This is a genomic window from Carboxydothermus pertinax (assembly GCF_001950255.1).
Lineage (GTDB): Bacteria > Bacillota > Z-2901 > Carboxydothermales > Carboxydothermaceae > Carboxydothermus > Carboxydothermus pertinax.
On the sequence record NZ_BDJK01000027.1, the window covers coordinates 24,863 to 35,743 of the forward strand.

Genomic DNA, 10,881 nt, shown 5'->3' on the forward strand with positions numbered 1-10,881 from the left:
AGGCAATGCGGAAAGTAATAGTTTTTGAAATTCGCGGTCCTGCAGCCCACTTCCGCAAGTTTTATACCAATTCTTCTTCCTTAAGCTATGCTTTTCCCGCAAGAACTACGCTGGCGGGAATTGTTGCGGCGGTGCTGGGGCTACCTAAAGACAGTTATTACAGGCTTTTAACCGGAAAGGAAGCTCACTATGCCGTGCGATTGATAACGCCGGTCCGGAAAATAATGCAGACGGTAAAATTTGTTCGGACAAAAACAATTAAAGAAGTAAATGGCTCCGGCGGGCCGACGATGATTCCCACTGAAATTATTCTGCCGGTGCGGGGAAGAGAACTTATTTACCGGGTATATTTTTACCATGATGACCTGAGTTTTCAGGAGGAATTGGCAAAACAACTTGCTCTGGGACCAAAATTTCCCGTTTATTTAGGGCGAAGCGAATTTTTAGCAAAAATTGATTTTCTGGGAGTCTTTTCGGGGACAGCTTTAGAAACAAATTTTGTTGATACCGTCGTGAATCTTGAGCTTTTAAAGGACGAAGAGCTTTTATTTTCTACGCTTCATGGCGAAGATTTAAGGTATTTAAAGGAAAAAATGCCCTTTTCCTTTAATTCCGACCGGTCCATAGCGGCTACCGCTTCGGTGGTTTATGAAGTTGGCGGCAACAGGGTAGGCGGTAATTTTAATGTGCCGGCTTTTAAGATTGAATCTTTAGGAGATGTTGTCTTATTTATGGAGCCAGGGGGGATTTGATGGTCTATTACTCTCACTTTGATATTGATATAAAAAAGCTCTTAAAAAACCATCTGCAGGAAGTAACGGAAAGTATGGTGAAAAAATTTCAAAGCCTTCCGGGTTTAGACCGGGAGGCTTTTTTAAAAAGCCTTAAAGCGGCAGGGCTTGGCCATGATTTTGGCAAATATACCTCGTACTTTCAGGACCATCTGGTAAATAAAAAAGCGGTGGGACCTTTATCACACCATGCTTTTTTATCGGCGGTGTGGGCTTCGGCTCAGTTTCTTAATGAAAACTTTGAAGGGTCTTACCAGTACCTTGCCTTATTAATTTTTTTAGCTGTTTTACGGCATCACGGCAATCTTGATCACCCTTTAAATAATCTTGCTTCCAAAAGAGCTTTGCGGGAAAATGCTGTCTACAACGAAAATTTAAAAAATAAACTGGAAGTTTTAAAGGTGCAGTTAGAGGACCTTTTATTAAACCCTGAAATCGACCGGGAAAATCAAGAGCTCTGGCAAAAACACGGATTTAAATATTTGCCTCTTGGGGAATTTACCCGAAATTATCAGGATTATCTTGGCCGGCTTTATACGTTATATCAGGATTTGACCGAGGAGGAGGAAGAAGTTAGATTTCTTTTTTACTTTGCAACGCTATACCTTTACTCATTATTAATAGACTCGGATAAAAAAAGCGCGGCGGGGATTTCAGAAGAGCTTGGGCGCAAGGAACTTTCTTTTGCCTTAGTGGAGGAGTATCAAAAAGAACTTTCCCAAAGAGCGGAAAAAAGTTATGTAAATACTTTAAGGCAAAATTTATTCGCGAAAGTTATAAGTAATGTGGAAAAGCATTTTAAAGGGAAGATATTTTCCTTAACTGCACCGACCGGAAGTGGAAAAACTTTGGCAGGTTTAGGGGCAGCTTTTAAGCTTCGAGAGCTTATCGCCCAGGAAAAAGGGTATACGCCAAGGATTATCTACGCTCTGCCTTTCACCTCAATTATTGACCAGAACTTTGAGGTAATTAAAAAGATTTTAGAAACTAAAGTTACGGATTTTCAAGAAAATGAAAGCCTGTATCTTATAAAGCACCATCATTTAGCGGATCTTTCTTTTCGGGTGGAAAAGGAAGAAATTGAAGTGGAAAAAGCTCTTTTATTTACCGAAAGCTGGGATAGTGAAATTATTGTGACAACTTTTGTCCAGCTCTTTCATACTTTTTTTGGTTTTAAAAATCGGCTTCTTAAAAAATTTCATAAACTTTCCGGAAGCATTATTTTACTGGATGAAGTACAGAACATTCCTTTTGAATACTGGGGTGCTGTGCGGGAGATATTTTTGCAAGCTGCGAAATTACTAGACTGTAAAGTAATTTTAATGACCGCAACGAAACCCTTAATTTTTTCGCCGGAAGAATGCATTGAACTGGCAGGGACAGAAGAAGAAATTGCCGAAATGTTTGGGGTATTAAATCGGGTAAAGCTTTCTTATTTGCCGGAAAGAATGACAATAGCTGAATTTGTCCGAAGTTTTCAGGAAAAATTTAGTAAAGATAAGTCCTATCTTATTGTAGTAAATACAATAAAGTCTTCCATTGAGCTTTACCGGAAAATAAAAGAACTGGATTTAGGGATTCCCTTATTTTATCTTTCAACCAATATCACTCCCAGGGAACGCAGCCAGAGGCTTTTGGCAATAAAGCAATTAAACCAGCAAAATAAACCTTTTATTTTAGTCTCCACCCAGGTAGTGGAAGCGGGAGTGGATTTGGATGCAAGCTGTGTAATCCGGGATGCTGGGCCTTTGGATTCGGTTATTCAAGTGGCCGGGAGATGTAACCGTAGTGGCCAAAAAAACCTGGGAGAAGTTTTTCTGGTGAACCTGATTACCGACGAAGGGCAAGATTTTGCTACCCGGATTTACGGTCCGGTTCTTTTAAAGCAAACCCGGGAATTATTGGAAGAAGCCCGGGAAATCGAGGAAAAGGCCTTTGGGAATTTAATTGGTGGGTATTTTTTAAAGATTACCGCAGAAAAGCTTTTATCCGACAGTCAGGGAAAGAAAACATTAGAAGCAATTTTAAATCTTTCCTTTGCCGATGCCCCCGACGGCAGCCCGGTGATAAGTGATTTTAAACTAATTACGGAAATCCCTTTTTATGTGGATGTCTTTGTGGAGCTCGATGAAGAAGCCAAATTTATCTGGGAAGAGTACAAAAAAGGTGTAATCCAGGAAAATGATGACCAAAAACGGCGGACAAACTATTTAAAACTAAAAACAAAACTTGCCCAGTATATTATTTCCGTCCCGGGTTTGGAAAAAAATCAAAGCAACATCCGGGGATTGGAACAGGTAGGTTCGTTTTTCCGGCTACCATTAGAATACCTTGAAGATTATTACTCTTTGGAAACCGGGTTTAAACGGGTAACCCTGGGGCGGGAAGAATTTGAAATATTATAGAAAAAATTTCAGGGGAAAGGCGTATGAGTGAAATCAGTATTGGCGGGACTTTAATCTGGTATTACTACATTTGTCCCAGGCAGGTCTGGTTTATGGGGCGGAAGATTACACCGGACGAAGACAATGAGCTTTTGGATTTAGGCCGGGTGATTCATGCCCAGAGCAAGAAAGCGGGGGTAAAGGAACTGGAGCTTGGAGGTAGTAAGATTGACCTTATTAGCCGGGAAGACGGGGAGCTTTTGGTTTATGAAATAAAGAAAAGCTCGAAGTTTAAAGAAGCATCCAAAATGCAGCTTTTGTATTACTTACTGGAATTTAAGAGGCGGGGTGTCGAAATTGCCGGGGAGTTATCATACCCTGAAGAAAAGAAGCGCGAAAAGGTAAGATTAACTCCTGAAGATGAAGCAAAGCTTTTGGCTTCGGAAAAAGAGATATTAAGGATTATTTATCAAGAGACGCCCCCGCCGTACCAAAAAACTCCCTTTTGTAAAAAATGTGCTTACCTTGAGTTTTGTGTAGCATAGGAGGGGAGAAATGCGTAAAGCAATCTACCTTTTTTCTGATGGAAAATTGCAACGAAAAGGAAATACCCTTTATTTTGAAAGTGAAGGATTGAAAAAGTATCTGCCGGTGGAAGATGTGGGAGAAATTTTTGTTTTTGGTGAAGTAGAATTTAATCGGAAACTGGTGGAATTTTTATCCCAGAACGAAATAATCCTCCATTATTTTAATCATTACGGTTACTACATGGGAACTTTTTATCCCCGGGAGCATTATAATTCGGGCTACATGATTTTAAAACAAGCGGAGCATTTTTCCGAGCAAGGTAAAAGAATATTCTTAGGACGGGCAATAGTAAAAGGGAGTGCTCGCAATATTTTGCAGGTATTGAAGTATTATGCCCAGCGGGGAAAAGAGGTAGAAAGTAACGTTAAGTTAGTTGAGAGCTTTCTAAATAAGGTAGCAGAGGCAAAAGAGCCCAATGAGCTTTTAGGCCTGGAGGGAAATATCCGGGAAGCTTATTATCAGGTTTTTGACGTAATTTTGCAGGATAAAACTTTTTTATATGAAAAAAGAACCCGTCGGCCTCCCCAAAATTATTTAAATACTTTAATAAGTTTTGGTAATTCGTTACTTTATTCTGCTGTCCTTAGTGAAATTTATAAAACCCATTTGGATCCGCGGATTGGCTTTTTACATGCTACCAATTTTCGAAGCTTTACCTTAAATTTAGATATTGCCGAAATATTTAAGCCCATAATTGTTGATAGGACAATTTTTAGTTTAATTGGACGAAAAGAAATTAAAAAAGAGCATTTTGAAAAAGGATTAGAAGGCTTTGCTCTGACAACTGAAGGGAAAAAACTTTTTATTACCGAATTTGAAGAAAAATTGAAAACTACTATTAAACATCCCGAATTAAAAAGGGATGTGTCTTACCGTTTTTTAATTCGCCTGGAGCTGTATAAACTGGAAAAGCATTTACTGGGAGAAAAGCCCTTTGAACCTTTTGTTTCGAGGTGGTAGCTTGTTTGTCATTCTGGTTTATGACGTAAATCAAAAACGAGTTGCCAAAGTCTTAAAAACGGCTCGAAAATATCTTTACTGGGTGCAGAACTCGGTATTGGAAGGAGAAATTACCGAAGCAAATTTTCGCCGGTTAAAAGGAGAGCTTTCGAGGATAATTAATCAAGATGAGGATTCAGTGCTGTTTTATATTTTTGGTTCCATGAAATATTCTTCCCGGGAGCTTTTGGGTATAAAGAAGGGAGGTGAAACCAATATGCTTTAATTATGCCTGGTATGTGAAATGTTGAACTTAGCCTAGTGAGGTCGACGAAAAAAGTGCATATACTATGAATAAATGCCTTAATAAGGCCAAAATTTCACCGGCAAAAACGAAAAAATATGCAAATAAACTAAAAAATATACAAATTTTTTCGTCGACCTGCGGTTACCCCCAAAATCCCGGGAGGTCGACGAAAGGGTGAAAATTACCTTTAAGCTTTGAAAAATAAGTGTTTATCGAAATTTTGCCATTATGAACCAAAATTCACATGAAAAATGTAAACTTCTTCTTTCTTTAAAAATCTTTTTCTTTTATAATTAATTATGGGTTTTAATCGAACCATTCTGGGATTGAAACGCGGGCACGTAAGAATGGCAAGTCAACCGAGCTGTCGTTTTAATCGAACCATTCTGGGATTGAAACAGTGCATCTGGATCGGCAAGCTTACTTACAATAGTGCGTTTTAATCGAACCATTCTGGGATTGAAACCTACTACCACAGGACGGCCTTTAATTACATATTGGGGTTTTAATCGAACCATTCTGGGATTGAAACAAGCGGTACTACTTGCGCTTTAACCTGGCGGCTGAACTGTTTTAATCGAACCATTCTGGGATTGAAACATGATGCAAAAGAACCCGAGAAAGACAAAGCTTTAGGGTTTTAATCGAACCATTCTGGGATTGAAACACGATTAACGATATTAAAAAAGCAGTAGCAGACAAGGTTTTAATCGAACCATTCTGGGATTGAAACTATCCGAAATTTTTCCCAGTCCCCGGCATGTACGACAGTTTTAATCGAACCATTCTGGGATTGAAACTGACGAAGACTTCGATAAAGCCTTCTGGGAGTCAGAAAGTTTTAATCGAACCATTCTGGGATTGAAACATTCCCAAGCATAGTGAAACCGCATATTGTAGTCGTGTTTTAATCGAACCATTCTGGGATTGAAACCCGTTAAGGTTAAGACCGCAACTAAAGCAAAGAATCGTTTTAATCGAACCATTCTGGGATTGAAACATATAGTAGGTCCCCGAAAACCTACCAAAGCCCTCCGTTTTAATCGAACCATTCTGGGATTGAAACCGCGAGATATAAAGCCGCCTCAGCCCCGCCCTCCAGGGTTTTAATCGAACCATTCTGGGATTGAAACACGTTCTCCGGCAACCCTTGCAGATGCTTGCGTAAAAGTTTTAATCGAACCATTCTGGGATTGAAACAGTGTGACAAAAGCATCGTATTCAAATATAAAGTAAGTTTTAATCGAACCATTCTGGGATTGAAACTAAAGTAGCTAAGGCTGAAAATTCGATTGTTCTTTTGTTTTAATCGAACCATTCTGGGATTGAAACGCTCCAAAAGGAGCTTATTTGCTAATTCATACTCCCCCGTTTTAATCGAACCATTCTGGGATTGAAACCTTTATAAAAGTCCGTATAATGCGTTAATTCTTTCGGTTTTAATCGAACCATTCTGGGATTGAAACAACTCTCAAGTAATCTTTTTCTCAGCTTTCTTGATAGTTTTAATCGAACCATTCTGGGATTGAAACCTGATTAAACCAGGTTCTCATTCCAACCACCTCCTAGTTTTAATCGAACCATTCTGGGATTGAAACCCGGATCTCTTGGCAAGGGGTTATCTTTTGTTACTGGGTTTTAATCGAACCATTCTGGGATTGAAACAACACATCATTTGCATCATCATTTGCAAATACATACAGTTTTAATCGAACCATTCTGGGATTGAAACTTTTATAAAGTTTTTAATGTCGCTTTCATAACTCCTGGTTTTAATCGAACCATTCTGGGATTGAAACTTTTCCTGCGGACGGGAGAGGTCTTTGAGCAGGAGTGTTTTAATCGAACCATTCTGGGATTGAAACAATGGTGGTAAAATCTAACAAATAAGCTTGTACCAAGTTTTAATCGAACCATTCTGGGATTGAAACCCGGAAAGGTGTCCAGGTAATTCATGAACTCTTGAGTTTTAATCGAACCATTCTGGGATTGAAACATATGAGTTGACAGTTCTCCAGTTTCGTAGTGGGTAGTTTTAATCGAACCATTCTGGGATTGAAACTGACGACAAGGTTCGCAATATTTTGGGGGATTAAGCCCCCTGTTTTAATCGAACCATTCTGGGATTGAAACTTTCTCATTTTAAAATCCCACAATGGTTATTTCAAAGTTTTAATCGAACCATTCTGGGATTGAAACCCATGAAAATATCTAACATTGAAGTTTCGTCTATAAGTTTTAATCGAACCATTCTGGGATTGAAACTTTACTATTTCATGCCCCCAGAAAAGGACAATAATAGTTTTAATCGAACCATTCTGGGATTGAAACTCCAAATATGTTTATAGCCATGGGAAATTTTTGGAGTTTTAATCGAACCATTCTGGGATTGAAACCTCGGTGTCAAGAAACTGAGCCTCATCAACCAGCACGGTTTTAATCGAACCATTCTGGGATTGAAACCATACAGCCTATCATAGTTCCACTCACAATCACGAAAGTTTTAATCGAACCATTCTGGGATTGAAACCAGGATTATTTTCGTCCATATGCTCTCTAAAAAAGGTTTTAATCGAACCATTCTGGGATTGAAACTGCAGTGTAGCTCTCGTAATCTTTACTCCGTCAATCGTTTTAATCGAACCATTCTGGGATTGAAACCGTTAAGGAAATTTGCGACCTTATCAATGTATTTTAGTTTTAATCGAACCATTCTGGGATTGAAACATGAATGGATTGAGATTTGCCCTGTGCAGAGTATCTGTTTTAATCGAACCATTCTGGGATTGAAACACAATCGCAGAAACTCTGCTAGCAGAAATGCCTTTTGTTTTAATCGAACCATTCTGGGATTGAAACCCGTCCATAATAACGGTACAAAGTTTCCTGTAAAAAGTTTTAATCGAACCATTCTGGGATTGAAACTGAAACATTTTTTCAAGTATCAACATCCCATTCATCGTTTTAATCGAACCATTCTGGGATTGAAACGAAGGCCACGGAACGCCTCTAAGCCCGAGGCAAGTGGGTTTTAATCGAACCATTCTGGGATTGAAACATATAATCAATCAATATAAAACGAATATAATCATTTAAGTTTTAATCGAACCATTCTGGGATTGAAACTTCACTTGGTTTCGTATACCTTGCCGTTGTATCAAGGTTTTAATCGAACCATTCTGGGATTGAAACGCATGTTATTAGCATTCATGATCCAGTCGAAATTAGTTTTAATCGAACCATTCTGGGATTGAAACACACACAAACTTTGTATGGTGTTAGTACAACAGTTACAGTTTTAATCGAACCATTCTGGGATTGAAACCGAAAACTTTAAAAGTCCTCGCAAGTTAGCCGAGGAGTTTTAATCGAACCATTCTGGGATTGAAACTTGGATTCCGCCCATAGCTGAGGTTATGGATCCGGGTTTTAATCGAACCATTCTGGGATTGAAACTTAATAATAATACCACTTCTACACCAGCAACTGTAGTGTTTTAATCGAACCATTCTGGGATTGAAACCGCCTTTTAGCATTACCCGTAACATTTCCAGCATAGTTTTAATCGAACCATTCTGGGATTGAAACTGGTAGTTTCCAATCTTTTAGGACATTCAAGGCTTGAGTTTTAATCGAACCATTCTGGGATTGAAACAATTTACTTCAGACGACCATGCTAACTATCGATTTGGTTTTAATCGAACCATTCTGGGATTGAAACTTATGTCAACACCTTTTTCAAAATTTTTTTCAAAAAGTTTTAATCGAACCATTCTGGGATTGAAACCTCAGAGTACTACTTTAAGCTTTAAGACTTTACCAGGTTTTAATCGAACCATTCTGGGATTGAAACGCTAACTTTGTTAATCCCAAGTAAAGCATTCTGTCGAGTTTTAATCGAACCATTCTGGGATTGAAACTGGCAGTCAACCAAAATGTTCGTGAGTAGCCTCATAGTTTTAATCGAACCATTCTGGGATTGAAACAAGTTATTTATAAGCGGGTGGTATAGGATGAAGAAGTTTTAATCGAACCATTCTGGGATTGAAACTAAATCGTGAATTTTAATTGAGCGGCCGTGCAACCTCGTTTTAATCGAACCATTCTGGGATTGAAACGTTAACTTGTTTTGCTTCTGTAGCTGATTTAATATTTGTTTTAATCGAACCATTCTGGGATTGAAACTCCCACCTGAGAAACACCGCCATGGAGATTATGCTTGTTTTAATCGAACCATTCTGGGATTGAAACTCGTATAAGCTTCGTACTCAGCCTGCATTTCAGCTTCCAGTTTTAATCGAACCATTCTGGGATTGAAACGAAGAAAACACAATCGGGCCTTCTATATCAGCATGAGTTTTAATCGAACCATTCTGGGATTGAAACTGATATAGTAAAATAAATAGATACAGATTAGCGCAGTTTTAATCGAACCATTCTGGGATTGAAACCAAGCATTAGAGCCGATGTAGAGGCACAACTTATAAGGTTTTAATCGAACCATTCTGGGATTGAAACACATGCTCCGGCAGGTTGTTAATTGTTTTGTAATAAAGTTTTAATCGAACCATTCTGGGATTGAAACATCATAAAAAAGGGAAATTTAAAGTTTGTTGTTCAAGGTTTTAATCGAACCATTCTGGGATTGAAACGCTACTTTCTCGTAATGTTCTTTTTCATCTCGTTCGGGTTTTAATCGAACCAATTTGGGATTGAAACTCCAAGGACGCAAAAGAAGTGCCAGCCAAATTCCGAGTTTTAATCGAACCAATTTGGGATTGAAACTTTTACAGATGAGGATATTATAGAAGCTGCAAAAATATGTTTTAATCGAACCAATTTGGGATTGAAACATAATATCCAGCGTCTTTTCCCCGAATGTATTTACAGTTTTAATCGAACCAATTTGGGATTGAAACAATGAAAGAGCGGGGAATTATCCCCGCTCATCTAGTTTTAATCGAACCAATTTGGGATTGAAACCAGCCCATTTTTTTGCTTTATATTCTATTTCCCTGATGGTTTTAATCGAACCATTCTGGGATTGAAACTATACTTCTAAATAGTACTCCTCGGTGTATTCACTCCCCTGGTTTTAATCGAACCATTCTGGGATTGAAACAATAAAAATCAACCACAAAACCGCTTTTAAGATAAAGTTTTAATCGAACCATTCTGGGATTGAAACTCGTATTCAAGAAAAAACGCCAGGTCTTCCCTGGCGCGGTTTTAATCGAACCATTCTGGGATTGAAACCTTCATCCCATATCTTTTCAGTTTCCCAACCCAATGGTTTTAATCGAACCATTCTGGGATTGAAACCCCAAGTGATAGAAGTTTGGCGGCTTCCTTCACTGTGTTTTAATCGAACCATTCTGGGATTGAAACTCACTAGTGTTTATTACCAGGGAAACAATACAGAATGGTTTTAATCGAACCATTCTGGGATTGAAACCCGGTACTGTCTCTGTTGGCTACCCCGGAATCTCAAGGTTTTAATCGAACCATTCTGGGATTGAAACCCGATTGTGCAATCTCATTATTATTCCTCCCGAGAGGGTTTTAATCGAACCATTCTGGGATTGAAACTAGACCTGCTCTACTGTGAACTTGCAAATTATTTGGGCACCAATATTTCAAAATAAAATAGCATAGAAGTAGGCTGTAATCTGCAAAAATTGCAAATTATTTTGGGAGGTCAGTATAACCTTTTGCAAAATATCACGGAATTTTAGCAAAGAAAAATAAAAAGAAAACCGGCCGCCGATAAAGCGACCGGTCAAGATTAGAAACCAGCATCCAAAGCCGCTAACCTAACCACCTCGGCATCAATGATTTCCTTTTTAGCCTGGAAACCATAAAGCAAGCAATG

General features: G+C 38.6%; 5 protein-coding genes and 1 CRISPR repeat array. All 5 genes read left to right on the forward strand.

Annotated elements, in window-relative coordinates; genetic code table 11:
- Positions 1–5: 5 nt before the first annotated feature.
- Genes cas5b through cas2 form a run of 5 tightly spaced genes read left to right on the forward strand, consistent with a single transcriptional unit; the run spans position 6 to position 4,988 of the window.
- A complete protein-coding gene (cas5b, locus tag cpu_RS08055; protein ID WP_075859513.1) occupies positions 6–752 on the forward strand; it encodes a type I-B CRISPR-associated protein Cas5b in 747 nt (248 codons plus the stop codon).
- A complete protein-coding gene (locus cpu_RS08060) occupies positions 752–3,196 on the forward strand; it encodes a CRISPR-associated helicase/endonuclease Cas3 (protein WP_075859514.1) in 2,445 nt (814 codons plus the stop codon). The genes cas5b and cpu_RS08060 overlap by 1 nt, the downstream gene beginning before the upstream one ends.
- A gap of 23 nt (positions 3,197–3,219) precedes the next feature.
- Positions 3,220–3,720, forward strand: coding sequence for a CRISPR-associated protein Cas4 (gene cas4 / locus cpu_RS08065; protein WP_075859515.1), 501 nt, complete (start codon positions 3,220–3,222; stop codon positions 3,718–3,720).
- Between the two features lie 10 nt (positions 3,721–3,730).
- Positions 3,731–4,723 (forward strand): type I-B CRISPR-associated endonuclease Cas1b, encoded by a 993-nt coding sequence (gene cas1b / locus cpu_RS08070; RefSeq protein WP_075859516.1) that lies wholly within the window; start codon positions 3,731–3,733, stop codon positions 4,721–4,723.
- A 1-nt stretch (position 4,724) separates the two neighbouring features.
- Positions 4,725–4,988 carry a CRISPR-associated endonuclease Cas2 gene (gene cas2 / locus cpu_RS08075; RefSeq protein WP_075859517.1) on the forward strand — a complete coding sequence of 88 codons (264 nt, stop codon included), beginning with the start codon at positions 4,725–4,727 and terminating at the stop codon, positions 4,986–4,988.
- Between the two features lie 324 nt (positions 4,989–5,312).
- Positions 5,313–10,598: direct repeats of the CRISPR family, unit length 30 nt; unit sequence GTTTTAATCGAACCATTCTGGGATTGAAAC.
- Positions 10,599–10,881: the final 283 nt, after the last annotated feature.

Excerpts from the sequence above, each read along its gene's own strand:
- cas1b (WP_075859516.1), top strand. The coding sequence starts at position 3,731 with ATGCGTAAAGCAATCTACCTTTTTTCTGATGGAAAATTGCAACGAAAA.
- cas4 (WP_075859515.1), top strand. The coding sequence starts at position 3,220 with ATGAGTGAAATCAGTATTGGCGGGACTTTAATCTGGTATTACTACATT.
- cas5b (WP_075859513.1), top strand. The coding sequence starts at position 6 with ATGCGGAAAGTAATAGTTTTTGAAATTCGCGGTCCTGCAGCCCACTTC.
- cpu_RS08060 (WP_075859514.1), top strand. The coding sequence starts at position 752 with ATGGTCTATTACTCTCACTTTGATATTGATATAAAAAAGCTCTTAAAA.